This is a genomic window from Longibaculum muris (genome assembly GCF_004343035.1).
Lineage (GTDB): Bacteria > Bacillota_I > Bacilli_A > Erysipelotrichales > Coprobacillaceae > Longibaculum > Longibaculum muris.
In genome coordinates this window covers 26,218-51,516 of record NZ_SMCQ01000005.1, presented here as the reverse complement: position 1 = coordinate 51,516, position 25,299 = coordinate 26,218, and the positions used below count along the sequence as shown (strand labels likewise).

The window sequence follows — 25,299 nt, the reverse complement described above, 5'->3', positions numbered from 1 at the left end:
TAAAGTATAACTTTTTCCTCCTTTAGTTTTCATTGCATGGTTTCCAATCCGTGTAAAATGAGTTATAATATAGAAAATGAGGTGGAGATGAAAGATGACATTAGATGAAATTTTACCAGGCGGATTGGTGGAAATTGTATCAGTTGGCGGAGAAGGACTTTTAAGGCGCCGTTTATTAGAAATGGGCTTAACTCCTAAAACAAAAGTCAAAGTCAGAAAAGTAGCACCAATGGGTGATCCAATAGAAGTTTATTTGCGAAGTTATGTATTAACCTTAAGAAAAGATGATGCTTCCAAGATTGCTGTCAAGGAGGTTTGTAATGAATAAAAAAATTGCTTTAATCGGAAATCAAAATTGTGGGAAAACAACATTATTTAATGCTTTAACTGGTTCTTCTCAACATGTTGGAAATTTTCCAGGTGTTACTGTTGAACAAAAAAGAGGATTTATTAAAAAACATAAAGATGAATTTGAATTGATAGATTTACCAGGAATCTATTCTTTATCCCCTTATACATCTGAAGAAATAGTTTCTATTCAATTTTTATTAGAAGAACAACCAGATTTAATTATTAATATTGTTGATGCAACAAATATTGAAAGAAATCTTTATTTAACAATGCAATTGATGGAATTAAATATACCTATTATTCTTGTCTTAAATATGATGGATGAAGTGATTAGTAGTGGCAATTGCATTGATATTGATGGTTTAAAAGAGAGATTAGGAATGCGAGTTGTACCAATCTCAGCAAGTAAGAATGAAGGAATTGAAGATGTTATTACAGCAATTGAAAAAACATTAGAAAATCCTGGACGACATTTAGATTTATGTCATGGACCTGTTCATAAGGCCATTCATTCAATATCACATATTGTTGAACAAAAAGCACATATTTTACATTTACCAGTACGTTATTGTGTGACGAAGCTCATTGAAGGTGATGAGGACATGTTTAAGACATTGGATGTCAATGATAATGATCGTCATATTATTGAACATATCTTAGAAGGAATGGAACAAGAATCAGGAACAGATCGTGAGGCAGCCTTGGTTGATATGCGTTATTCTTTTATTGAAGAAGTATGTTATTATTGTGTTTTTACTGAATGTGAGACAAAAGAACAAGTACGTTCAGAAAAGATTGATTCACTATTAACCCATAAATATTTAGGGATTCCTATCTTTATCTTGATTATGTTAATGATATTTTATCTAACATTTTATTTGATTGGTGCACCATTACAAGATTTAATGGATAATCTTATTGGAATGATATCACAAAATATTATTCAATTACTTGAACATTATCATGTGGCTTATTGGTTACGTGCCCTCATTGGTGATGGGATTTTAGCTGGAGTGGGTAGCGTTTTGTCGTTCTTACCAGTGATTGTGATTTTATTTTTCTTCTTATCTTTGTTAGAAGATAGTGGATATATGGCACGTGTTGCTTTTGTTATGGATAAGGCATTAAGAAAGATTGGGTTATCAGGACGTTCATTTGTACCAATGTTGATAGGGTTTGGATGTAGTGTACCAGCAATTATGGCAACAAGAACATTATCAAGTGATCGTGACCGTAAAATGACAATTGTTTTGACTCCATTTATGTCATGTAGTGCGAAATTGCCTATTTATGGTATGATTATTGCTGCATTCTTTCCACATAAAGCAGCGATTGTCATGATTACGATTTATTGCATTGGAATTTTAGTAGCAATTATCTCAGCATTACTTTTGAAAAGTACAATCTTTTTAGGTGAGCCTGTACCTTTTGTTTTAGAGTTGCCTGCTTATCGTATACCAACTATAAAAAATGTTGTTTTAAATGTTTGGGATAAAGCCAAAGATTTTATTCATAAAGCATTTACAGTTATTTTTATTGCATCAATCGTTATTTGGTTTTTACAAAGCTTTAATTTTACTTTTGATATGATAGAAGATAGTAGTCAAAGTATTTTGGCAGCTATTGGTTCCTTTGTTGCTCCAATATTTAAGCCATTAGGATTTAGTGATTGGCGTGCTTCAACTGCTTTAATGACAGGAATTACTGCTAAAGAATCAGTCGTTTCAACATTAACTGTTTTAACTCAAGCTGCTACGACAACATCATTAAATAACGCTTTAGCAACTATTTTTACACCTTTAAGTGCATTTACATTTTTAGTATTTACCGTTTTATATATGCCTTGTATTGCTGCGTTTGCTGCAACGAAACGTGAACTTGGTTCGTGGTGGCAAGCGATAAGTACCGTTTTATTTCAAACTGGTATGGCTTATATTGTGGCTTTTGTGATTTATCAGATTGGAAGTCTTTTTCTATGAATATAGCAGATGTTATTGTTTTATGCTTTTTAGGAATTTGTCTCGTTTTGGCAATTCGTGGTTCATCAAGAAAATGTCATGATTGTACGCATTGTCATAAAATATGTGGAGGAAAGAAAAATGGAGAAGAATTTAGAAAGTTTATTGAGGATCAAAGAAACAGAATTAATTAAGGCTTTTGAAGCCAATAACATGACATGTCTATTTGTTAAAGATAGAGATGAATTAACGCATTATTTAAAGAGTATTTTAAATCAATCAAAGAAGGTTGCATTAGGCGGGAGTGTGACATTAAATCAATTAGGGGTTATTGATTTGATTAAAGAAAGTGATGTTCATTTTATTGATCGTTATGAAGAAGGACTATCAAATGAAGAATTGATGAACCGTTTTCGTGAAGCATTCTTTGCTGATTTATTCATTACAAGTACTAATGCTTTAACAATGGATGGTTGTCTTTATAACATTGACGGAACAGGAAATCGTGTGGCAGCAATGATTTTTGGACCACGTGAAGTCATTGTCATTGCAGGGTTGAATAAGATTTGTCAAAATGAAGAAGAAGCTATCGCAAGAATCCGTCATTGCAGTGCACCAGCCAATGCGATTCGTTTAAATAAAAAAACACCTTGTACCAAGACTGGACATTGTATGGATTGTCATAGTCCTGATCGTATTTGTTCAAGCTATGTAAAATTAGCTTATCAAAAGCAAGTAAACCGTATTAAAGTCATTATTGTTGAAGAAAATTTAGGATATTAGGAGAGTATTATGAAAAAAAAGGCGGGGCTTTTGTTTCCCATTTCAGCTTTACCAAATCGTTATGGAGTTGGGGATTTTGGCAAAAATGCATATGAATTGGTTGATAAAATGGCTAAGGCACATATAAAGTTATGGCAGATTTTACCATTGAATCCATTAGGATATGGGAATTCTCCGTATCAACCATTATCAACACATGCTGGTGATGAAATTTATTTGGATTTAGATGATTTAAAGAAAGATGGTCTATTAAAGGAAGAAGAAGTGACTTATTTTAATAGTCAGGTTTCTTTTGTAGCTTATCAAAGTGTTCGTAAGGAAAAGGAAAAACTTTATCGTTTAGCTTTTTCTCGTTTTGTTGAAAATGTAGATTATCAACAATTTATAAAAGAGAATGATTGGGTTTATAACTATGCTATTTTTCAAGTCTTTAAAGAACAAAATCATCAAAAATCATGGATTGAATGGGAAGATAAATATAAAAATTATCCAAAGAATCAATCATTTTCTCTTTTACCTTTTGAAAAAGAAATTCATTACCATATCTTTTTACAATATTATTTCTTTAAACAATGGCAAGATTTAAAGACTTATGCAAATCAAAAAGGTATTGAAATTATTGGTGACATGCCTATATATGTCGGTTTAGATTCAGCTGATGTTTGGACACATCAGGAATGTTTTTTATTAGAAGAAGATGGAACACCATCTGTCGTTGCCGGAGTACCACCTGATTATTTTAGTAAATATGGACAAAGATGGGGTAATCCAATTTATGATTGGGAGTATTTAAAAACTCATCATTATGATTTTTGGGTTGAAAGAATGCTTGCAGCTCATCAAATGTATGATACTGTAAGAATTGACCATTTTAGAGGGTTTGATACGTATTGGCAGATTCCTGCAAGTGAACCAACTGCAGTTATTGGTGAATGGGTTGAAGGACCAAGTTATGATTTGTTTGATGAACTTTATAAAAAGATTGATGATCTTTCTATTTTAGCCGAAGATTTAGGTGAGTTAAGGGATGAAGTTTATGAGTTAAGAGATTATTATCATTTAAAGGGAATGTATGTTTTCCAATTTCATTATCATTATGATTTTGATTTTGATAAAGTTGTTGTTTATAGTGGAACCCATGATAATGATACACTTGTTGGTTGGTTGACTTCATTGGATGAAGAAGAATATGAACAAGTTGAAACGCTTTTAGAAGATTATCAAGAAGAAAAAATGTATCAGAAGATTATACATTATTGTTTAGATTTAAAAGCTAATGATGTGATTATTCCAGTTTGGGATATGATGGGTTGTGATTCATCATGTCGGTTCAATGTGCCAGGTAAAATTGGTTCTCCTAACTGGGAATATCGTTTAACTTCATTTGAAGAATTTGATTCATATTTACAGGTTTATCAAAGTATGGTAGAACAGAGTCAAAGAAAAGAGGGGTAATATGAAACGTGCAGTTGTCCTTGCTGGTGGGGGTTCTAAAGGAGCCTATGAAGCTGGATATATGAGAGCTTTAAAAGAATTAGGAATTGATTATCAAATAGTGACTGGAACATCTATAGGGGCTTTAAATGGATGTTTATTGGCTCAAAATGATCAACAAGCAATGGAAGATTTATGGGAAAATTTAGATATTTCTAAAGTCTTTGCGGGAGGATTTAGTCCTGATTTTAATTTTGATTTAGATACAATGTTGGATCAATCAAATCTTGTTGTTTCTTTCTTTAAAAGCTATTTAAAAGAAAAAGGTGCTGATATTACACCATTAAAAGAATTAATTCGAGGATTATTAAAAGAAGATCAATTACTATCTTCACCAATTGATTTTGGTTTATGTACTGTCCATTATCCATCATTAAAGCCTCTACTCATTACCAAATCAGAGATGGAAAAAGAATATATCTTTGATTATTTAATTGCCAGTGCCTCATGTTTCCCAGTTTTTCCAACTCATAATTTTCAAAATCAATCATTTATTGATGGAGGTTATTATGACAACGTTCCAGTTGATTTAGCTTTAGATATGGGAGCCGATGAAGTTATTGTTGTTGATATGCATGAAGAAGCAACCCACAAACATTATTTAAATCGACCTCATATTATCTATACAACACCTTATGTAGATTTAGGTGGATTTATGGATTTTTCTAAAGATGCTTTACAACGCAATATGCGAATTGGCTATCAGACTGCAATGAAATATTTCGGAAATTTAGTTGGTGTTCAATATACTTTTGAACAATTTGAAACACCTTTATTTCATGAGTTTTATAAAGAAGTCTTATATTTAGAAAGATATATGCGTTCCCTATTAAGAAATGATTCTGCTGGTAATTTAGTTTATAAATATATGGAATCACATAAAGAACAACCACTAGATGAAAAAGATTACCTTTATGTAACACTTGATTGGTTAGGACAATTATTAACAAAAGATCCAAGTTATGTTTATCAGTTTGATATTTTTGTAGATGATTTATTAAAAGATTTTGAAGAATATATGGATCCTGATTTCCAGATGTTATCATTACGTTTGGCTGATGATATATCTAGAACATTTAGTAATATTAGTAAAAAAGGCATCATTGGCCGTTTCTTACATGCCATGTTATATCCTGAAGAAGAAAAAATGGACATTTCCAAATTTTTAACACTATTTTCAAAAGAAGTTATTCAAGCTAAATTACTCTATATGCTTTTTCAAGAAAAAAATAATCTTAAACAAGAAAAGGAATAATTCATCGATTATTCCTTTTCTTGTTTAACATGACTTAAAATATAAGAAAATACACTTTTTCCATCCATGAGTCCATAATCTCGCATAGAAATTTCAGCAACTGGAATAGGAGAGACAAGCTTTTCTATCTGTTTTTTAGCATACTTGACTTGAGGAGCCAAAAGAATTATATCAGCTTGAGTTCTCTCATCAATATCATTAATACCTTGAGCTTCTATATCTATTTGAATATTTTCATTTATCGCTTCATTTTTTATTTTTTCAACCAATAAACTTGTTGACATTGCAGCACTACAACATAATATAACCTTTAGCATCTTCATCACCCCATTCACTTTCAAACTCATTATAACATGTTTTTTTAAAATGATGATAAATTTACAAAATCTGCAATTATAAAATAAAAAAGAGGGGCATCCCCTCTTTGATTAATATAGATTTTTCTTTGTTTTTTCGTATATAATTTTAAGTCCCTTAAATGTTAAATCAACATCATAAATATCTATCTGATCAGTTTCACTAGCAATAATTCTTCCAAGACCACCAGTAGAAATAACCTTTAAATCTTCACCGTATTCTTCTTTAATCTTTTTTATGATATATTCTGTTTGTCCAATATAGCCAAAAACAATTCCTGCTTGCATACTATGAATGGTATTACGGGCAATGATTTTACTTGGCTTTTTAATTTCGATTTCTGGTAATTTAGCAGCTTGCGAAGAAAGGGCATTGGTACAAATACCAATTCCTGGAGCAGTTGCTCCACCTAAAAATTCACCTTTACTACTTACAACATCATAAGTTGTTGCGGTTCCAAAATCAATGACTAAACAAGGTCCACCATAAGTATAATAAGCACCAGCGGCATCAACTAAGCGATCAGCTCCTAGGGTAGAAGGATTATCAATGCGAATATCAATTCCAGTTTTCACTCCAGGACCAATAAAGATAGGATTTTTATGTAAGTATTTCTTTATACAGTTTGTAAAAGAATAATTAATCTTTGGAACGACACTACTAATAATAATATCTTCAATATCTTCAACTAAAATAGATGAAGCATTTAAAAAAGATAATAACATAAATCCATATTCATCCGATGTCCTTTGAAATTTCGTTGTCAAACGATAATTTCCAATTAATTCATCTTGACGATAAACTCCCATTGTAATATTTGTATTTCCAATATCAATAACAACTAACATCTTTGTCCCTCCAAATCCATTAAAGTCTCTAAAATCACATAAGCTAATTCTTCTTTAGACATTAAGCCATAATCCAACATATCATCTTGTGTTATCATTGTCACAACATTGGTATCACCCTGAAAACCAGCACCTGCAGTCTTTAAATGATTAGCAACAATCATATCACAATTCTTCTTTTCTAGTTTTTCTTTTGCATGTAAAATCAAATCACTTGTTTCCATAGCAAAACCACATAAGACTTGATTGGCTTGTTTTCTTTGACCCAATTCATATAAAATATCTTTATTCTTCTGTAAGTCTAAAGTAAGTGTTTCATCATTTTTCTTGATTTTTTCATCAGCAATTTCTTGGACTGCATAATCTCCCACTGCGGCGGACATGATAATATAATCTTGATGACTAGCACTCTCAATAATTGATTCATACATATCTTTAGCGCTAATAACATCAATACATGTTATACCATATGGGACTTTTAAATGCGTAGGACCACTCACTAAAGTCACATCAGCCCCTAGGCAAAAGGCAGCCTTAGCAATAGCGTAACCCATTTTTCCACTTGAATGATTCGTGATATAACGAACTGGATCAATACTTTCTTGGGTTGGACCAGCACTGACTAAGATTTTTTTACCTAGCAATGGCTTATTAGCAAGTGCAAAGTCAATCATATCCATCAAATCATCTTCATCAGCTAATTTTCCTTTACCAATATCGCCACATGCTAAGATTCCTGAAGTTGGTTCAACAAAATAAACTCCAAGTTCCTTAAGACTTTGAATATTTCTTTGCGTGATAGGATTTTCATACATATGGACATTCATTGCTGGAGCAATCAACTTTGGACAAGTTGCAGCTAAAAATGCACAAGTTAACATATTATCAGCAAGACCATTGGCTAATTTAGCAATAGTATGTGCACTTGCTGGGACAACCATAAATAAATCTGCATCTTTGACAATATCAACATGCGTAATGATTGCAGGATTTTCATCATCAAAAGTATCAACATAAACTTTTCGTTTGGTTAATGATTGAATACATACAGGTGTCACAAACTGAGTTGCACTTTCACTCATCATGACTTCTACATGAAAGTCTTTTTTCATCAAGTCACTAATCAATTGAATGGCTTTATATGCAGCAATACTACCAGTAATACCAATAATAATTTTTTTTGACATCGGGGACCCTCATTTCTTTAATTCATTTTAATTAATATACGAGAAACCATCACAGCAATAATTGTTCCAACAATTGCTTCAACAATTCCATTTGTTGTTATAATTCCTAATAAATAAGGAAGTAATGCGGAAAAATCTTGTCCAATAGCACTGGCATATTGAGACCCAAAAATCACATAAATTCCTCCAAGAACAAGAATTGTATTTGTCATGGCACCTAAAAAAGAACCTACGATCATAGCGATTGTCTCATTTTTACCTTTTAATAATTCGTAAATGAGACCGGCAACATAACCAATCAAAACACGTGGAACAATAGCAATAAAAGCACTTAAAATAGATCCACTAATAAATGGGGAAAAGACAAATGATGTCACTGTAGGTTGAATTGTATTCATAATCAAACTTGATAAACCAAATACCAGACCAATTCCAGCACCTTTTTCTTTTCCTAAAACAATACCTGCAATAATAACAGGAATATGCAAGGTTGTTGCACGTAATGGACCAACTGGGATAAAGCCTAAAAATGGCACCATCACCATGAGAATTTCTATCGCTATAAATAGCGACATGAACGCAAGGTTCTTTGTTTTTTGTTTATTCATTTTTTACCCTCCACTGTCACTTCTTTAATAGAATGCGACGTTTCTATAAATTTGTTAAAAGAAAGATAAAGTTAATGCCAAATGGTCATTACTATAGATATCCCTTTTAACAGTGCTATTATACAACGCGTTTATAAAAAAAACAATTGCTATATCTTATCAATAGGAAAAAAGCGAAACTTTCAGTAAAAAACATCTCAAATATATCACATTATAAATTTTAGTTAAAATATTTTTTTATGAGAAAAGTCAAGAAATAAACCACTTTTATATAGTAATGATTACTATTATTAAAAAAGTTCTTGATTTTGTTAAAATTTGTAGTATAATAAAGGCAGATAAAAAATTGAAGGAGGAAAAAATAATTATGGCAAAATGGGTATGTAAAGTATGTGGATATGTTTATGAAGGAGATGCTGCTCCAGAACAATGTCCAATTTGTAAAGTTCCAGCTAGTCAATTTGAAAAAGTAGAAGAAGAAAGAACATCAAAATATGCTGGTACAAAAACTGAAAAGAATTTAATGGAAGCATTCGCTGGGGAATCTCAAGCGAGAAATAAATACACTTATTTCGCAGAAATGGCAAGAAAAGAAGGATTAGAACAAATCGCTGCGATTTTTGAAGAAACTGCTAATCAAGAAAAACAACATGCAAAAATGTGGTTTAGTGAATTCCATGGTATTGGAGCTACTGATGAAAACTTAGAAGCTGCAGCTGCTGGTGAAAACGAAGAATGGACTGACATGTATGCAAGAATGGCTAAAGAAGCAAGAGAAGAAGGATTTGAAGAATTAGCTATTAAATTTGAAAATGTTGGTAAAGTTGAAAGATCACATGAAGCACGTTATTTAAGATTATTAAAGAATTATAAAGAAGATAAAACATTCAAAGGAGATGCTCCTAAAGGATGGAAATGTAGACAATGTGGATTCATCTATGAAGGTGAAGAAGCACCTGAAAGATGCCCAACTTGTGGATATCCAAAAGCTTTCTTTGAAAGAATGGTAGAAAATTATTAATGATTAGAAGTGATGAGTTTTTCTCATCACTTTTTATTTTTATTAAAGTTTTTACATTTCGCTTTTTTTAGTGTAAACTATATGTTACGTAAAAAAGGGGAGTTGAATTATGGAAAGAGAAAAGTTTTCATCTCGTTTAGGATTTATTTTGATATCAGCGGGATGTGCAATAGGTTTAGGAAATGTTTGGCGTTTTCCTTATGTCGTTGGACAATATGGTGGAGCCTTGTTTGTTTTAATTTATTTATTGTTTTTAGTTATTTTAGGGGCACCGATTATGACGATGGAATTTGCGGTTGGACGTGCGAGTCAAAAAAGTGCTGTAAAAGCATTTGAAACAATTGAACCAACTAAAAAGAAATGGAAATATATTGGTTATTTTCAAGCTGCTGGAAACTATATGTTAATGATGTTTTATACTACTGTTGGTGGTTGGATGATTTCATATTTCTTTAAGATGCTTAATGGTGATTTTCAAGGTGTTTCACCTCAGGGAGTTGCTGATATTTTCAATCAATCATTACAAGATCCTTTTATGCAAGTTTTTTGGATGGTCGTAGTAGTTGCTTTAGGATTTGGTGTTTGTTCACTCGGTTTACAAAATGGGGTTGAAAAAATGACGAAGATTATGATGTCATCTTTATTTGTAATTATTATTATCTTGGTCGTACGTTCTGTGACCTTGCCAGGAGGGAGTGAGGGGTTATCATTTTATTTGATTCCTAATTTTTCGACCATTGCTAAGTATGGATTACTTGAAGTTATCTTTGCGGCAATGGGACAGGCATTTTTTACTTTGAGTCTAGGGATTGGGGCCATTGCGATTTTTGGAAGTTATATCAATAAAGATCAACGTTTATTCGGTGAAACATTAAGTGTATGTACCTTAGATACTGTTGTTGCAATTTGTTCTGGATTAATTATTTTTCCGGCATGTTTTGCTTTTGGAGTCAATCCAGAAAGTGGACCAGGACTTGTTTTTATTACATTACCTAGTATTTTTAATGAAATGTGGTTAGGACAATTATGGGGATGTTTATTCTTTGTCTTTATGAGTTTTGCAGCTTTATCAACAATTGTTGCTGTCTTTGAAAATATTATTTCTTTTGGTATGGATTTATGGCATTGGTCAAGACAAAAATCTGTCTTCATTAATATTGTTCTCATTTTTGTTTTATCTCTACCTTGTGCATTAGGTTTTAATGTATTGAGTGGAGTCAATCCTTTTGGTGCAGGAACTTATATTCAAGATTTAGAAGACTTCTTTGTCACATATAATTTCTTGCCATTAGGTTCACTTGCCTATCTTCTTTTCTGTACATCTCGTTATGGTTGGGGATTTGAAAATTTCTTAGTAGAAGCAAATGAAGGAAAAGGAATTCGTTTTCCAAGTTGGACAAAGTATTATTTAAAATATATTTTACCATGTATTATTATCTTTATTTTTATTCAAGGATATTGGACGTTCTTTATGAAATAGCACATTGTGCTATTTTTTATTTTATTTAAATACTTGTTGACACATAATACTATGTAATGTATAGTATTATGTGTCAGGAGGCATAAGATGGAAATACAATTAAAAAAAGGGTTATTAGAATATTGTGTTTTAGCGAGTCTTGTAAAAAAAGACTCTTATGGTTATCAAATTATAAAAGAAACAAGTCAATGTATTCAAATTTCTGAATCAACTTTGTATCCAATCTTGAAAAGATTGGAATCACATCAATTTGTAGAAACATACTCAGTAGAACATAATGGACGTTTAAGAAAATATTTTAAAATTACTGATTTAGGAAAAGAAAGAATTCAAGATTTCTTGGAAAGTTGGCAACAGGTTGAAAGTATTTATCAATATATTAAGGAGGCATCAAGTGATGAATAAACAACAATTTATAGAAAATTTAAAATTAAAATTGAAAGATGAAAGCTATGAATATGTTTGTCAAGTCATTGAATATTATGATGAAATGATTAGTGATTTGATTGAAGATGGGAAAACAGAACAAGAAGCAATTGAAAGTTTAGGAGATATCAATGATATTTTAAGTCAAATGAAAGGTGAAGAAGAAAATATTGTTATTAAAAAACAAAGTAAAAAGAATATGGCTTTCATTTCATTATTATTGGTTTTAGGATTTCCTTTATGGGGTTCTTTATTAGCTACGGCTTTTCTTTGTGTCTTATGTGCTTACATTATTTTATGGTGTATTCCGATTATGACAATTGCTGTGGGAATGGCTGGGGATGTGTGTTTTATTGTTGGAATATTTGGCTCATTTCCACTTTTCTTTACATCTTTATCTTTAGGCTTAACGCAACTTGGAGTAAGTGCAATCTATGGGGCTTTTGGTATCATAGGACTTATTTTGACTTATCTTGTTTCACGAAAGATTTTAGCTTATTCTCAAACTATGACATCATATATCAAGAAGTCAAGTTATCAACTTTTAAGAAAGGTGGGGGTTGTATGTTAAATGATAAGAATAAATCTTTAATAAAAATTGGTGGTCTTATTTCAGTATTTATGTTGGTACTTGGAATTGTTTTGTGTACAGCAGGATATTCAATGGAAAACAATATTGAATATTTAAAAACAGATCAACATCAGTGGTATCGTATTGTTTATGTGAATGAAGATGATGAATTACACTTTGGAATTTCTTTTGATCAAGTTGGAGTCCTTGGGGATATTGAAATACCTTTAGATTAAGGAACTATGAGAATAGTTCTTTTCTTGATTAGGGAGAATTGTCGATAAATGTTTACAACATCATCACATCAATGGTAAAATAAGTCATAGAATAGATAGGAGGGTAAACATGGATTTATTAGATATGATTTTTGGGAATATTGCAGTTGTGATAGGTGTGATTGTCGCAGTTTTGGTATTAGTCATTGTTGTGACAGGATATGTGAAAGCATCACCTGATACAGCCTATATTATTTCTGGGTTAAGAAAAGAGCCAAAAGTTTTAATTGGGAAAGCTGGGATTAAGATTCCTTTCTTAGAAAAGAAAGATGAATTGAATCTACAGTTAATTCCGATTGATGTGAAAACATCAAATGCGGTTCCAACCGCTGACTATATTAATATTAATGTTGATGCGGCAGTTAATATTAAAATCAGTGATGAGCCATCACGTTTAAATTTAGCTGCTCAAAACTTCTTAAATAAGCCAGTAGAATATATTGCAAATGTGGCTAGAGAAGTTTTGGAAGGAAATATGCGTGAAATTGTTGGTCGTATGAATCTTGAAGAAATGGTTTCTGATCGTCAAAAATTTGCTGAATTGGTGAAAGAAAATGCTGAACCTGATTTAGCGAAAATGGGGTTAGATATTGTTTCATTTAATGTTCAAAATTTCGTAGATGGGAATGGTGTAATTGAAAACTTAGGTGTCGATAACATCGTTAAGATTCAAAAAAATGCTGCGATTTCTCGTGCTGTGAGTGAAAGAGATATTGCTCAAGCTCAAGCAAAAGCTTCTCAAGAAGCAAACGATGCCAAGATTGCAGCAGAAACAATCATTGCTGAAAAGAATAATGAATTGGCTATTAAAAAGGCTGAGTTAAAGAAAGTGGCTGATGCTAAGCAAGCGGAAGCAGATGCAGCTTACAAGATTCAAGAAGAACAATCTCGTAAATCAATTGAAATTGCAACAGCTGATGCCAACATCATGAAACAAGAAAAAGAAATTGAATTAAGACGTAAGGATGTTGAAGTTACTGAACAAGAATTAGATGCGAAGATTAAAAAACAAGCTGAAGCAGAAAGATTTGCTGCTCAACAAAGAGCTGATGCTGAATTGTATAAACGTCAAAAAGATGCTGAAGCGCAACTTTTTGAAAAACAACGTGAAGCTGAAGCTAAAAAAGCCGAAGCCGAAGCTGTGAAATATCAAATGGAACAAGAAGCTGCTGGTATTCAAGCTAAAGGTGAAGCTGAAGCCAAAGCAATTGAAGCTAAAGGAATGGCCGAAGCTGAAGCTTTAAATAAAAAAGCTGAAGCTATGAAGAAATATGGTGAAGCAGCTGTTATGGAAATGTATTTTAATATGTTACCTAAAGCTGTTGAAGCAGCAGCTAAACCACTTGAAAAAGTTGATAAGATTACTATGTATGGTGATGGAAATAGTGCTAAACTTGTTTCTGATATCGTGACAACAGCAACCCAAGTGAGTGAAGGAATGAATGAATCAATGGGAATTGATTTAAAGAGTTTATTAGCTGGATTTATCGGTGGTAAAATCGCAACAAATGATGATGATCAAAAGTAAAAGAACTGATTTTTCAGTTCTTTTCTTATCAAGGAGAACATATGCAAACAATTGAAGCAAAAACAATTTTAAGTAAAACAAAAAATCCCCAATATTGGTTTGGGAATGATTATAATATGAATTTATATCGTGGTTGTCATCATGGTTGTATTTATTGTGATAGTCGTAGTGAATGTTATCAAAATGATGAATTTGATATTGTTAAAGTCAAAGCAAATGCTTTAACGATTTTAAATCAGGAATTAATGAAAAAGAAATATAAAGGTGTTGTTGGAATCGGGGCAATGAGTGATACTTATAATCGCTTTGAAGAACAAGAAGAAATCACAAGAGGAGCTTTAAAATTACTTGCTCAATATCATTTTGGGGTATCTTTAGAAACCAAAAGTGATTTGGTTGTTAGAGATATCGATTTATTTTTAGCTATTCAAAAATATAATGATGTTATTGTTAAAATGACAATAACAACTTATGATGATGAACTCTCAAAAATAATTGAACCCCATGTTTGTGTATCTTCAAAACGTTTTTTAGCCATTCAGAAAATGAGTGAAGCAGGTCTTTTTACTGGCGTTTTAATGCAACCACTTTTACCATTTATTAATGATACAGAAGAAAATGTTGTGCAAATTGTCAAAATGGCTCATGAGCATGGGGCACATTTTATACATGCTTTTTTCGGTGTCACATTACGTGATAGACAAAGAGACTATTATTATCAGAAGTTAGATGAACATTTTCCTGGATTAAAAGAAAAATACATAAAAAGATATGGGGCTCGCTATGTTTGTAATAGTAAAAATATTCATCATTTAAGATATGTTTTTCAAAGAGAATGTGAAAAATACGGTTTGTTATATAAGATGGAAGATATTATTAAAGCTTATAAAACCCACCAACAAACCGTTGAACAATTAAGTTTATTTTAATCACTTACAGGACTTGATAGAGGATGACGAGAGTCATTCTTTTTATCATAACTGATTTTATTTTGAATATTTTGATCATAATCTTTTTGAAAGATACATGAGAAAATCACGTTTAATAAATATTCCATAGAAACTTGTGAAGCAAAAGGGGCAATTTTGGTAAAGATTTTTTCTCGTGAACCAATATTTAAAATATAGTCAGCATAATGTGATAAATGATTGTCACCAATAGAAGTTAAAACAATAATAGGGGTTTTCTTTTCTTTTAAAATTTGCGCAATTTGAATCAAATCATGCGTCTCTCCAGAATAAGAAATAATCACAGCAATTCTTTTTTCATCAGAATTATATGATAAAAAGACTTGCTCCCCATGTAATGCTTTTAAATTTACATTTCTAGCAATCCGCATCATTTTATGTTGAAAACTCATGGCTGCAAGTAAAGAATTACCCGAACCATAGATATCAATATCATGAGATTGATATAATAAATCAACAATTTTCTCTAATTGATCAAAATCAATAAGTTTAATTGTATCTGCAATAACTTCTTCAGATAAAGAAGCCAGCTTATGACAAATCATTGGATGGGTGTCTTTTTTTTCAAAAGGAAAATTCACATCAATCCGATTAGAATGATGCAAATCATATTGGAGTTCTGCAGAATATTTGATCTTAAAATCATTATATCCTTCTAATCCGATCTTTTTACATAAACGAACAATAGTTGCTGGGGAGGTATAAGTATTTTTCGCCAGTTCTTTCACTGACATACTTAAAACATCATCTCCATGATTTAAAATATATCTTGCTATTTCTTTTTCTGATTCAGAGAATTCAAGCTCAAATTCTAGTTGTGTCATTATACTCATTTTTATCACCATACTTAGTATATCATGAAATAGAATAAAATAAATCCTTAAACACGATCGTATTTGTTTAATTCTCCCTGTTTTTATAATATAATAAAGATAAAATAAGGAGGAATAAAAAATGACAATAAAATTACCTAAAGATTTTTTCTTTGGTGCAGCAATGTCTGGACCACAAACGGAAGGGAGTTGGAATGTAGGAGGTCGACTTCGTTCCTATTGGGATATGTATTCAGATATGGAAATTAATGCTTTTTTTAATAACGTAGGATCATATGTAGGAAATGACATGTATCATAAATATGAGGAAGATATTAAGCTTTTAAAAAGTATGAATTTTAAATCTTTTAGAACATCTATGCAATGGACAAGATTATTGGATCAAGATGGCAATATCAACCCAGAAGGGGCTGCTTGGTATCATAAATTGATTGATTGTGCCAATGAAAATGGGATTGATATTTTTATGAATATGTATCATTTTGATATGCCTGAATATTTGGTAAAACGTGGTGGATGGCAGAATCGTGAAGTGGTTGAAGCTTATGCTAATTTTGTAAAAAAAGCAATGGAAGAATTTGGTGGAAAAGTCAAATATTGGTTTACTTTCAATGAACCAATTGTTGAACCAGAACAACAATTTTTATTAGGAACTTGGTATCCTTATTTGCATGATTTTAAACAATCTATTAATGTACAATATAATATTACTTTAGCTCACTGTTTAGCCGTTATGAATTTTAGAAAACTTCAAAAAGAAGGAAAAATGATGGAGGGAGCAAAAATTGGAATGATCAATTGTTTTGCACCACCATATACAAAAGACAATCCAACTCCTGAAGATTTAGAAGCTGTTCGCATGACTGATGGATTACATAATCGTTGGTGGTTAGATGTTGTGGCTCATGGTCATTTACCAGAGGATGTTTTAGATACGGTTGAAAATGATTGGAAAGTTGAGATCAATCGTCGTCCTGGTGATGAAGCAATTTTATCACAAGGTAAAGTGGATTGGTTAGGATTTAACTATTATCAACCTACACGTGTTCAAGCACCAGATTCAAAATTTGATGAAAATGGTTTACCATGTATTTCAAAACCATATATTTGGCCAGAAAGAAAGATGAATGTGCATCGTGGATGGGAAATCTATCCTAAAGGTATTTATGATTTTGGTATGAAAATTAAAAAAGAATGTCCTGATTTACCATTCTTTATTTCTGAAAATGGAATGGGTGTCGAAGGTGAAGAAAAATTCATGGATGAAAATGGTGTCATTCAAGATGATTATCGTATTGAATTTGTAAGAGATCATTTGGAATGGATTGCAAAAGCCATTGAAGATGGAGCGAATTGTTTAGGATATCATTATTGGGGTGTTATTGATAACTGGTCTTGGTGTAATGCCTTTAAGAATCGTTATGGATTTGTAAGAGTATGTCTTGATGATGGATATAAACGTAAAGAAAAGAAATCTGCTGCTTGGATTAGAGAAGTTGCTAAAACAAATGAATTTGAATAATAAAAATGAGCTGTAAATTCCTATTTGAAAGGAGTTATAGCTCTTTTTTTGTTTGTAGATGATTAAAGGATGGATAAATGATATAATAAAGATAAATAAATCATTTCATGTAGGAGAAGTATTTGTTTCTATAAGAGGTAGGTGATTGTTTTGAATGAATTATTTATACAGAAAATTAAAATTGATTGGGAACGCATTTCAAAGCAAAGTTATCTTAGATATATTGATTCACTTTGTCAGCTTGATGAATTAAAATTAGAGAAAAATGTTACATTTTTTGTGGGCGAGAATGGTAGCGGGAAATCTACTTTACTTGAAGCAATTGCCATAGCTAGTGGGTTTAATGCAGAAGGTGGAACAAGAAATTATTATTTTTCTACCTATGAAACACATTCTGAATTATGTCAGGCAATGACTATTGTCAAAGGATGGCGTAAAATTTCGTGGGGATATTTTCTTCGCGCTGAAAGTTTCTATAATGTTGCAACAAAAGAAATGGAATATGCTGATTCAAGACATCCATCTAAAAAATATCATGAAAAATCTCATGGTGAAAGTTTCTTGGCTTTAGTACAAAATAATTTTAAACCTAATGGATTGTATTTATTAGATGAACCAGAGGCAGCATTGTCGCCTCAACGTCAATTGACATTACTGGTTGAAATGAATAAATTATCAAAGCTTGGAGCACAATTTATTGTGGTAACCCATTCGCCTATCTTACTTGGATTACCTGATGCTCAAATTTATTCTTTTGATCATTATGTTCATGAAATAGAATATGAAGAAACAGATAGTTATCAAATTACAGAAATGTTTATCAATAATAGAAATCAATTATTAGAAAAACTTTTTGATGGGGATGAGATATAATTTTAATTAGATAGGATATTTAGTAAGAGGGTTGGTTGATTTTTAAAATATTTGACATGAAAAAGGCAACTGTTTTGTTTATGATATGGATAAAAGAATTGATATTTTTAAAGAATAATGGATATGAGCATTCTTGAGGATGCTTTTTCTTTACTTTGTCATAAGACTCCTTTAGAATAAAAAAATAAGGAGGTTATTTTATGGATTGTACAATACGAAAATGGCAAATAGACGATCAGTATGATTTAGCTAAAATATTAAATAATCAAAAGATCATGAATCATTTAAGAGATGGATTACCTTATCCTTATACAGTTGAAGATGCAAAAGAATATATTTCTTCTATGTTGCAAGCCAATCAAGAAAAAATGTTTGCTTTTGCTATAAGTGTTGATGAACATGTTATTGGCAGTATTAGCGTTACCCGTCTTGATAATATACATTATTGTACTGGTGAATTAGGATATTATATAGGTGAGTATTATTGGGGTAAGGGTTATGCGACAAGTGCTGTTAAGCAAGTTTGCCAATATGTTTTTGAACATAGTGATATCATAAGAATTTTTGCTGAGCCTTTTGCTTATAATACAGCATCATGTCGAGTTTTAGAAAAGGCTGGATTTATATATGAAGGAACCCTTCATAAAAATGCTATTAAAAATGGACAAGTACAAGATATGAAAATGTATGCGTTGCTAAGAAAGGAATTGAAATAATGGAACCAACACATAAAAGAAGAAAAAGATATAGTGGGACACATCCTAAAAGATATGATGAAAAATATAAAGAATTAAATCCTGATTTATATCCAGAAACAATTGAAAAGGTGATTAAAAAAGGAAGTACACCTGTAGGTATGCATTTATCTATTATGGTTCATGAAATTTTAGAGTTTTTAGATATTCAAGAAGGACAAATAGGATTGGATTGTACTTTAGGTTATGGTGGTCATACACTCAAGATGTTAGAAAAGTTAAATCATACTGGACATATGTATGCTTTGGATATTGATCCTATTGAAAGTGTGAAAACAAAAGAAAGATTATTGAAAAAGGGTTATGGAGAAGATGCTATTACAATTAAAAATTGTAATTTTAAAGATATTGATCAAGTTTCTCAAGAGGTAGGCTTATTTGATTTTGTTTTAGCAGATTTAGGTGTATCATCTATGCAAATTGATAATCCAAAGCGTGGCTTTTCGTATAAAAAAGAAGGCCCTTTGGATTTAAGATTAAATCCTCAAATGGGAATTCCAGCATCCCTTCGTCTTAAACAATTAAATAAAGATCAATTAGAAGAACTCTTTATCCAAAATTCTGATGAACCTTATGCAAAAGAAATTGCCAAAAATATAGATTCTTATTTAAAATCAGGAACAATCATTACCACAACAACACAACTCTATAAAATTATTGAAAAAAGCTTATCATTTTTACCTCAAGAAGAAAGAAAAGAAGCAACTAAAAAATCAGCAGCAAGAGTGTTTCAAGCTTTGCGTATTGAAGTGAATAATGAATTTGGAGTGCTTTTAGAATTTATGGAGAAATTACCAACTATTTTAAAACCGGGTGGAAGGGTCGCTATTTTAACTTTCCATTCAGGTGAAGATAGAATTGTTAAAAAGGCTTTTAAAGAAATGAAAAATTTAGGGATATATAGTGATGTATCACGTCATGTTATTCGTCCTAGTCAAGAGGAATGTCGTATCAATAGCCGTGCCAAGTCTACCAAAATGCGTTGGGCGATTAAGGCATAGATTTTTGTGATGAAAAATTGTTTCATATTTTGATGAAAATATGATGAGTTTATGAAACGTTGTTATAAACTCCAGATGAACTATTTACTATTAAAAATATTTTCTATACAATGGGTTTATCAAAGATTAAGGAGGAATTTTTAAGTGGAAAAGAAAATGCCAAAAGATTTTTATTGGGGTGGTTCTGTTTCATCATTTCAAACAGAAGGTGCAAGAAACGAAGGTGGAAAAGGTTTATGTGTTTATGATGTTAGACCTATGAATCCAGAATTCTCTGATTGGAATGTTGCGATTGATGCATATCATCGTTATGATGAAGATATTGCTTTAATGAAAGAAATGGGATTTAATTTTTATCGTTTTTCAATTTGCTGGTCAAGAATTATTCCTAATGGAACATTGGATGAACCGGTTAATGAAGAAGGAGTTGCTTTTTATAATCAATTGATTGATAAGTTATTAGCTGCTGGAATTGAACCAATGATTACATTAGTTCACTTTGATATGCCTTATCATTTAGTTAAAAATTATAATGGTTTTGCTTCTCGTTATGTTGTTGATTGTTTTGAAAGATATGCGAGAGTATGTATTGAAAGATTTGGAGATCGTGTGAAACATTGGATGAGTTTCAATGAACAAAACTTACATGGTATGATGTTAAGAGTGTCTAATGCTGAAGATATTCCTGAAGGTGTTAGCTTACCTAAACATTTATATCAAGTTAATCATAATGTTTTCATTGCTCACTGTAAAGCTGTTAAAGCATTAAGAGAATTACAACCAGATGCTAAATTCTGTGGAATGAATGCTGTGACAAATATTTACCCTTATACAAATACACCTAAAAACAATTTATTTGCTTGGCAAGCTTATCAATATATGAATGGTTTCCATTGTGATGTTTTTGCTAAAGGAAAATATCCTGATTATATGGTTGCTTATTTAGAAAATAGAGGATGGATGCCAACATTTGAAGAAGGCGATGATGAACTTTTAAAATATACAGTAGATTATATTGCATTTAGTTATTATCGTTCTAATACAGTTACTGAAGGTGAATTTGATTATGAAAGACCTTATCATGAAATTGTGAATGAACATTGTGTGAAGAATCCACATTGTGAAGCAAATGAATGGAATTGGGAAATTGATCCAATTGGATTTAGATGGACATTAAATGATTTAGCTACACGTTCTGGATTACCTGTATTTGTATTAGAAAATGGTCTTGGTTGGCGTGAAGATATGACTCAAGAAGAAGTTGATCAAATGCTAGCTGAAGGAAGAACAATTGAAGATGATTATCGTATCAATTATCATAGAGAACATATCAAAGAAATGAAAAATGCAATGTTTGAAGAAGGTGTTAAATGTTTAGGCTACATTACTTGGGGACCTATTGATATTTTAGCAAGTATGTGTAATATGGATAAACGATATGGTTTTGTATATGTCAACAGAACAAATAAAGATATGAGAGATTTAAAACGTATTCCTAAAAAATCATTTGCTTGGGTTAAAAAAGCATTTGAATCAAATGGGGAGGATTTAGATTAACAAGAGATTTTCTCTTGTTTTTCTTCATATAAAACAATGAATATATTATTAAGTTCTTATGATTTTCATGAAAAGTGGGCACAAGATATCATGGGACCACTTTTACATGATGATATGAAGGTTGTTGTGATTCCTTTTTCTTTTGATGAAAAAGAAGTCACAAATATTCAAGAATTTGATCAAAACTATGGCATAAATGGAAAACATACACCTTATATTTTAAGACCTTTTCATTATTATGGTTTAAAGGATATCACATTTATTGATTATTTCAGAGATAGTCATGAAATTGCTCAACAAAAAGTGAAACAAGCTGATATTATTTTTCTTACAGGTGGATTACCTGATCAATATTTTAAACGTTTAAATGATTTTGGATTAACTTTGCTTATTCAAGAAAGTAAAGCGTTAATTATTGGGGCCAGCGCTGGAGCCATGGTTCAATTTGATCATTATCATATAACACCGGATGATGATTATCCAACGTATCAATATCAAAAAGGTTTAGGATTGGTTCATGGTTTTGAAATAGAAGTGCACTATTGTCATAGTCCTATTCAAGATGAAGGAATTCAAAGAGTCATTCAAGAAAAAGGATTACCAACTTATACAGTTGCAAATGATGGTGGTTTGTTTTATCATCATCAACGAGTTATCCCTTTTGGAAATGCTCATTTGGTTAATGAAAAACGTCAGAATCGACTTTAAAAGCATATGAATTTTTATATGAGTGAGAATCATCTTCTCATTCTTTTTGGTTATGGTAAAATAGAAATACAAGGATGTGAAAGAATGGAATATATACCAATTCAATGTAAAAGTGCAATACGAAAAGTTCATGGAGGTATGCCTTATCAACATGATGTTAATATCTATCGAGGATGTGAACATGGTTGTTTATATTGTTATGCTTTGTATTCACATGATTATTTAGAAGATGAAAAGTTTTATGATCATATTTATTATAAAGAAAATATTGTAGAAATTTTAGAAAAAGAAATAAGTAAAAAAAGCTGGCAGAAAAAAATCATTAATTTTGGAAGTGTTAGTGATAGTTATCAGCCATGTGAAAAAAAGCTGGAATTAATGCGTGACGTTTTAAAACTGATGATTAAATATCAAAATCCAGTTAATATTTCAACAAAATCAACATTGATTTTAAGAGATTTGGATTTAATCAATGAACTTTCAAAAGTAGCTATGGTTAATATTACATGTACGATTACTTGTGCAGATGAAGCAATTCAAAAAATCATTGAACCCAATGCTGCCTCAAGTGTAGAAAGAATGAAAGTTTTACAGCTTATTAAACAAAAAACAGATGCAAGCGTAGGCATTTTGATGATGCCTATCATTCCTTATATGACTGATTCTGTTGAAAATTTTGAAGCTATTTATAAGTTAGCACAAAATATTGGTTTGGATTATATTGTTCCAGGGACTTTGTATTTACGGGGAAAGACACGACCTTATTTTTTAAATAGTATTCGTCAATATGATGAAAATATGTATTGGAAATTAACAAAATTATATTCTCAAAAAGATGCTTTAAAAGAATATAAAAAGGGTATTTATCAAAGATTAAATCAAGTTCGTAAGGTTTATCATTTAGAAAATAAATTATTAAAAAAAGAGAATGAATAAAAATCATTCTCTTTTAGCACTTTAGACTTGACTGTGCTAATGGAAAGGTGTAATATACTATTAGCACATAGATTGGTTGAGTGCTAATAAGAAGGAGACGATAGTATGGCAGATAAAAAACAATTTAAAGCTGAATCACAAAGATTATTAGATTTAATGATTAATTCTATTTATACGCATAAAGAAATCTTTTTAAGAGAGTTGATTTCTAATGCTAGTGATGCTTCTGATAAATTATATTATAAAGCATTAACAGAAAAAATTAATGGTATTTCTAGAGATGATTTATCAATTCAAATTGTTATTAATAAAGATCATCGTATGTTATCAATTATTGACCAAGGAATTGGGATGAATGAACAAGAATTAGAAGAACATTTAGGAACAATTGCTAATTCTGGATCATTTGAATTTAAAAATGCTTTAGAAAAAGGTGAAGCTGATGTAGATATTATTGGTCAATTTGGAGTTGGATTCTATTCTGCTTTCATGGTTGCTCATAAAGTAGAAGTCATTTCTAAAAAATATGGTGAAGATAAAGGTTATATTTGGGAATCTGATACAAGCGATGGATATACAATTCAAGAATTTGATTATCCAAGTCATGGAACAAGAATTAATCTTTATTTAAAAGAGAATACTGATGATGAAAATTATGATCAATATTTAGATGAATATGAAATTCAAAGATTAGTAAAAAAATATTCTGATTATGTTCATTATCCAATTGAAATGGATATGACAACTTCTAAGAAAAAAGAAGATAGTGATGAATATGAACAAGTTATTGAACATCGTACATTAAATTCAATGGTTCCATTATGGAAAAGACCTAAAAAAGATATTACTCAAGAAGATTATAATGAGTTCTATAAAGATAAATTCAATGATTTTTCTGACCCATTATGTGTTATGCATAATAGTGTAGAAGGAACAATTTCTTATGATTCATTGTTATTTATTCCATCTCAACCACCAATGAATTACTATTCTCAAGATTATGAAAAAGGATTACAATTATATTCACGTGGAGTCTTTATTATGGATAAGGCGAGTGAACTTGTACCAGAACATTTTAGATTTGTAAAAGGTTTAGTTGATTCACAAGATTTATCATTAAATATTTCTCGTGAAATGTTACAACATGATCGTCAATTAAAACTTATCGCTGATAAGATTGAAAAACGTATTCAAAGTGAACTTGAAAAGATGTTAAAGAATGATCGTGAAAAATATGAAGAATTCTTCAAGAGCTTTGGATTGCAATTAAAATTTGGGGTTTATAATAGCTATGGTATGTTAAAAGATAAATTACAAGATTTATTGTTGTTCTATAGTGCCAACAATAAGAAAATGATTACTTTTAATGAATATGTTGAAGCTATGAAAGAAGATCAAAAAGAAATCTATTTTGCTAGTGGTGAAAGTGTTGAAAAGATTGATCATTTACCAACTGTTGAAATGGTTAAGGATAAAGGATTTGATATTTTATATCTAACTGATAATGTTGATGAATTCTGTTTACAAATGTTAAGAGATTATAAAGAAAAAGCATTTAAGAACATCAATCAAGGTGATTTAGATATTGAAAGTGATGAAGAAAAGAAAGAACTTGAAAAAGTCAATGAAAGCAATAAAGATTTATTAGAAACTTTAAAAGAAGCTTTAAAAGATCAAGTTCAAGATGTTAAAGTATCTTCAAGATTAAAATCACATCCAGTATGCTTAGTCAGTGGTGAAGGGGTTTCTTTTGAAATGGAAAAGGTTTTAAATCAAATGCCTGATGGTCAAAATATTAAGGCTGGTAGAATCTTGGAAATTAACCCAAATCATCAAATCTTTACGGCTTTACAATCTATTTTTGAAAAAGATAAAGAGAAAGTTAAAGATTATGCATCATTATTATATGATCAAGCTTTATTGATTGAAGGATTTACAATTGATGATCCTGTAGGCTTCTCAAATAAAGTTTGTGCTTTAATGGTTGAAGCAAATAAATAGTTA

General features: G+C 30.8%; 26 protein-coding genes. 21 read left to right on the top strand and 5 right to left on the bottom strand.

Going from position 1 to position 25,299, the window contains the following annotated elements; translation table 11 throughout:
• The first annotated feature begins 94 nt into the window (after window positions 1–94).
• The 6 genes from EDD60_RS05360 to EDD60_RS05340 are packed head-to-tail and all read left to right on the top strand — an operon-like array spanning window position 95 to window position 5,841.
• On the top strand, window positions 95–328 hold the full coding sequence (locus EDD60_RS05360) for a FeoA family protein (RefSeq protein WP_066449355.1): 234 nt from the start codon (window positions 95–97) through the stop codon (window positions 326–328).
• Window positions 321–2,330 (top strand): ferrous iron transport protein B, encoded by a 2,010-nt coding sequence (feoB, locus tag EDD60_RS05355; protein WP_132226305.1) that lies wholly within the window; start codon window positions 321–323, stop codon window positions 2,328–2,330. The genes EDD60_RS05360 and feoB overlap by 8 nt, the downstream gene beginning before the upstream one ends.
• Complete coding sequence (locus EDD60_RS16060; protein ID WP_165973126.1) at window positions 2,327–2,503, top strand: hypothetical protein; 177 nt, start codon at window positions 2,327–2,329, stop codon at window positions 2,501–2,503. The genes feoB and EDD60_RS16060 overlap by 4 nt, the downstream gene beginning before the upstream one ends.
• Window positions 2,451–3,092, top strand: a complete 642-nt coding sequence (locus tag EDD60_RS05350) for a lactate utilization protein (RefSeq protein ID WP_066449358.1) — start codon at window positions 2,451–2,453, stop codon at window positions 3,090–3,092. Before EDD60_RS16060 ends, EDD60_RS05350 begins: the two co-directional genes overlap by 53 nt.
• A 9-nt stretch (window positions 3,093–3,101) precedes the next feature.
• Window positions 3,102–4,547, top strand: coding sequence for a 4-alpha-glucanotransferase (gene malQ / locus EDD60_RS05345; protein ID WP_066449360.1), 1,446 nt, complete (start codon window positions 3,102–3,104; stop codon window positions 4,545–4,547).
• 1 nt (window position 4,548) lies between these two features.
• A complete protein-coding gene (locus tag EDD60_RS05340; protein WP_066449368.1) occupies window positions 4,549–5,841 on the top strand; it encodes a patatin-like phospholipase family protein in 1,293 nt (430 codons plus the stop codon).
• Window positions 5,842–5,849: 8 nt separating this feature from the next.
• Here the strand turns inward: EDD60_RS05340 and EDD60_RS05335 are convergent, their stop codons facing one another.
• The 4 genes from EDD60_RS05335 to EDD60_RS05320 form a co-directional block, all read right to left on the bottom strand.
• A complete protein-coding gene (locus tag EDD60_RS05335) occupies window positions 5,850–6,158 on the bottom strand; it encodes a PTS sugar transporter subunit IIB (protein WP_066449370.1) in 309 nt (102 codons plus the stop codon).
• 111 nt (window positions 6,159–6,269) lie between these two features.
• A complete protein-coding gene (locus EDD60_RS05330; RefSeq protein ID WP_066449373.1) occupies window positions 6,270–7,046 on the bottom strand; it encodes a type III pantothenate kinase in 777 nt (258 codons plus the stop codon).
• The gene (gene coaBC / locus EDD60_RS05325) at window positions 7,040–8,233 is read right to left on the bottom strand and encodes a bifunctional phosphopantothenoylcysteine decarboxylase/phosphopantothenate--cysteine ligase CoaBC (protein ID WP_066449375.1); all 1,194 of its coding nucleotides are present in this window, start codon (window positions 8,231–8,233) and stop codon (window positions 7,040–7,042) included. Before coaBC ends, EDD60_RS05330 begins: the two co-directional genes overlap by 7 nt.
• 17 nt (window positions 8,234–8,250) lie before the next feature.
• Window positions 8,251–8,841, bottom strand: coding sequence for an ECF transporter S component (locus tag EDD60_RS05320; RefSeq protein WP_066449377.1), 591 nt, complete (start codon window positions 8,839–8,841; stop codon window positions 8,251–8,253).
• A gap of 367 nt (window positions 8,842–9,208) precedes the next feature.
• Here EDD60_RS05320 and rbr point away from each other — a divergent pair, with 367 nt between their 5' ends.
• The 7 genes from rbr (at window position 9,209) to EDD60_RS05285 (ending at window position 15,071) form a co-directional block, all read left to right on the top strand.
• A complete protein-coding gene (gene rbr / locus EDD60_RS05315) occupies window positions 9,209–9,862 on the top strand; it encodes a rubrerythrin (protein WP_082787424.1) in 654 nt (217 codons plus the stop codon).
• Window positions 9,863–9,968: 106 nt separating this feature from the next.
• Entirely contained in the window at window positions 9,969–11,342 is a 1,374-nt protein-coding gene (locus tag EDD60_RS05310) for a sodium-dependent transporter (RefSeq protein WP_207905297.1), read from the top strand.
• An 87-nt stretch (window positions 11,343–11,429) separates the two neighbouring features.
• The gene (locus EDD60_RS05305; RefSeq protein ID WP_066449382.1) at window positions 11,430–11,747 is read left to right on the top strand and encodes a PadR family transcriptional regulator; all 318 of its coding nucleotides are present in this window, start codon (window positions 11,430–11,432) and stop codon (window positions 11,745–11,747) included.
• Complete coding sequence (locus EDD60_RS05300; protein WP_132226304.1) at window positions 11,740–12,339, top strand: DUF1700 domain-containing protein; 600 nt, start codon at window positions 11,740–11,742, stop codon at window positions 12,337–12,339. Before EDD60_RS05305 ends, EDD60_RS05300 begins: the two co-directional genes overlap by 8 nt.
• Window positions 12,333–12,575 carry a hypothetical protein gene (locus EDD60_RS05295; protein ID WP_066449391.1) on the top strand — a complete coding sequence of 81 codons (243 nt, stop codon included), beginning with the start codon at window positions 12,333–12,335 and terminating at the stop codon, window positions 12,573–12,575. Before EDD60_RS05300 ends, EDD60_RS05295 begins: the two co-directional genes overlap by 7 nt.
• 109 nt (window positions 12,576–12,684) lie before the next feature.
• Window positions 12,685–14,142, top strand: a complete 1,458-nt coding sequence (locus tag EDD60_RS05290; RefSeq protein WP_066449393.1) for a flotillin family protein — start codon at window positions 12,685–12,687, stop codon at window positions 14,140–14,142.
• A 41-nt stretch (window positions 14,143–14,183) separates the two neighbouring features.
• Window positions 14,184–15,071, top strand: a complete 888-nt coding sequence (locus EDD60_RS05285) for an SPL family radical SAM protein (protein WP_066449395.1) — start codon at window positions 14,184–14,186, stop codon at window positions 15,069–15,071.
• Here the strand turns inward: EDD60_RS05285 and EDD60_RS05280 are convergent.
• A complete protein-coding gene (locus EDD60_RS05280; RefSeq protein ID WP_066449400.1) occupies window positions 15,068–15,943 on the bottom strand; it encodes a MurR/RpiR family transcriptional regulator in 876 nt (291 codons plus the stop codon). The two genes, EDD60_RS05285 and EDD60_RS05280, sit on opposite strands and share 4 nt — an antisense overlap.
• Before the next feature lie 121 nt (window positions 15,944–16,064).
• Here EDD60_RS05280 and EDD60_RS05275 point away from each other — a divergent pair, with 121 nt between their 5' ends.
• The 8 genes from EDD60_RS05275 (at window position 16,065) to htpG (ending at window position 25,296) form a co-directional block, all read left to right on the top strand.
• Window positions 16,065–17,465 carry a glycoside hydrolase family 1 protein gene (locus tag EDD60_RS05275; RefSeq protein ID WP_066449403.1) on the top strand — a complete coding sequence of 467 codons (1,401 nt, stop codon included), beginning with the start codon at window positions 16,065–16,067 and terminating at the stop codon, window positions 17,463–17,465.
• A 150-nt stretch (window positions 17,466–17,615) separates the two neighbouring features.
• Window positions 17,616–18,338: an AAA family ATPase gene (locus EDD60_RS05270; RefSeq protein WP_066449477.1), complete on the top strand. Its 723-nt coding sequence runs from the start codon at window positions 17,616–17,618 to the stop codon at window positions 18,336–18,338.
• Between the two features lie 200 nt (window positions 18,339–18,538).
• A complete protein-coding gene (locus EDD60_RS05265) occupies window positions 18,539–19,054 on the top strand; it encodes a GNAT family N-acetyltransferase (protein WP_066449406.1) in 516 nt (171 codons plus the stop codon).
• Window positions 19,054–20,094, top strand: coding sequence for a 16S rRNA (cytosine(1402)-N(4))-methyltransferase RsmH (rsmH, locus tag EDD60_RS05260; protein ID WP_066449409.1), 1,041 nt, complete (start codon window positions 19,054–19,056; stop codon window positions 20,092–20,094). The genes EDD60_RS05265 and rsmH overlap by 1 nt, the downstream gene beginning before the upstream one ends.
• A 144-nt stretch (window positions 20,095–20,238) precedes the next feature.
• The gene (locus tag EDD60_RS05255; protein ID WP_066449411.1) at window positions 20,239–21,651 is read left to right on the top strand and encodes a glycoside hydrolase family 1 protein; all 1,413 of its coding nucleotides are present in this window, start codon (window positions 20,239–20,241) and stop codon (window positions 21,649–21,651) included.
• A gap of 36 nt (window positions 21,652–21,687) precedes the next feature.
• A complete protein-coding gene (locus EDD60_RS05250) occupies window positions 21,688–22,359 on the top strand; it encodes a Type 1 glutamine amidotransferase-like domain-containing protein (protein WP_066449414.1) in 672 nt (223 codons plus the stop codon).
• Window positions 22,360–22,443: 84 nt separating this feature from the next.
• Window positions 22,444–23,295 carry an SPL family radical SAM protein gene (locus tag EDD60_RS05245; protein ID WP_066449416.1) on the top strand — a complete coding sequence of 284 codons (852 nt, stop codon included), beginning with the start codon at window positions 22,444–22,446 and terminating at the stop codon, window positions 23,293–23,295.
• Between the two features lie 105 nt (window positions 23,296–23,400).
• Window positions 23,401–25,296, top strand: coding sequence for a molecular chaperone HtpG (gene htpG / locus EDD60_RS05240; protein WP_066449419.1), 1,896 nt, complete (start codon window positions 23,401–23,403; stop codon window positions 25,294–25,296).
• The last annotated feature ends 3 nt before the right edge of the window (window positions 25,297–25,299 follow it).